Here is a 1,179-nt window from a genome sequence, read left to right on the forward strand (position 1 = left end):
ACCAAACAGCAGAAAACCGCCAGCAGCCAGGTGGTGATTGCACTGCGGGATATTGCCAATGCCAGTGCCCACAATGCCCAGTCGGTACGGAATATTACCGAAATCAGTGAAGAGATGATCAGTATGTCTGATGACTTGGGGAAACTGGTCAATGAGTTTCGTTTTGTGGAGCAATCCGACAAGGAATAAGTCTGATGATCAACCGTCTGTCATTTCGGAACAAACTACTGCTATCGATGGCCAGCCTGCTGCTGGTCGCCTTGCTGATGTTGAGCCTGTTGTCGGGGTATTTGTTACGTAAAGAAGTGGCACAGGCCGTTGAAAGCGAAATGCAGGCCAGCCTGCAACTGACTCGCAGTACGGCATTGCAGTGGCTGGAAGGCAAGAGTCAGGTGATGCGTGCCCTGGCCAGTCGCCTGCCGGCTCGTCCGGCAAACTGGGCTGCATGGGAAGAGCCATTAACGCTTGGGCTGTTGGCGGGAGAGTTTGATCTTTTGTATGTAGGCACGAACCGAGGGGAGATGATTCAGTCTCAGCCACCCGGTCAGTTGCCGGAAGGTTTTGATCCACGGGTCAGGCCTTGGTATTTGCAGGCTCGCAGTGAAAATCGTCTGATCCTGACCCAGCCTTATGTGGATGCGGTGACTGGTGACCTGATTATTTCACTGGCCAAGCCACTCAAACATGAGCCGGATAGTATTCTGGGTGCTGACCTGATGATTTCAGGCATTGTGCGCCAGTTACTGGCTACTGAAACCCGCTGGACCTCTCGAATCTGGATGTTAAATGACCAGCAGGCCTTGTTGGCTCATCCCGATCCGGCCATGCTGCAACGGCAGTTAAAGGATGTTTTGCCCGATTATGATCCGCGAGAACCGGCGATACAGTCGGTTCATCATGATGATCGGGACTGGTTGGCTGCCAGCATCAGTGTGCCGCAGGTTGGCTGGACCTTCCTGCTGCTGGTGGATGCCAAGGAAGTGCATGAAGGTGTGCGGCAAATGGGGCGGCAATTAACCCTGTTGTCATTGCTGGTCATCGTGGTCAGTGCGTTACTGCTGTATCTGTTGACCGCTCGTTTGACTCGCCCTTTGGTGCGTTTTCAGCAGCAACTGGGTCATATCACCGAAACCCTGGATCTGTCCCAGCGGCTGGAAACCCATGATCAGGCTGAACTGG

2 protein-coding genes are annotated in these 1,179 nt (G+C 53.6%); both read left to right on the plus strand.

Annotation, left to right across the window (positions count from 1 at the left end):
* Positions 1–189 (plus strand): hypothetical protein (locus tag BT114_RS14790; protein WP_143142860.1); only part of this gene is annotated, 189 nt, incomplete at its 5' end.
* 5 nt (positions 190–194) lie between these two features.
* On the plus strand, positions 195–1,179 hold a 985-nt coding region (locus BT114_RS14795; RefSeq protein ID WP_143142861.1), incomplete at its 3' end, for a cache domain-containing protein.

This window comes from Marinospirillum alkaliphilum DSM 21637 (assembly GCF_900119735.1).
Lineage (GTDB): Bacteria > Pseudomonadota > Gammaproteobacteria > Pseudomonadales > Halomonadaceae > Marinospirillum > Marinospirillum alkaliphilum.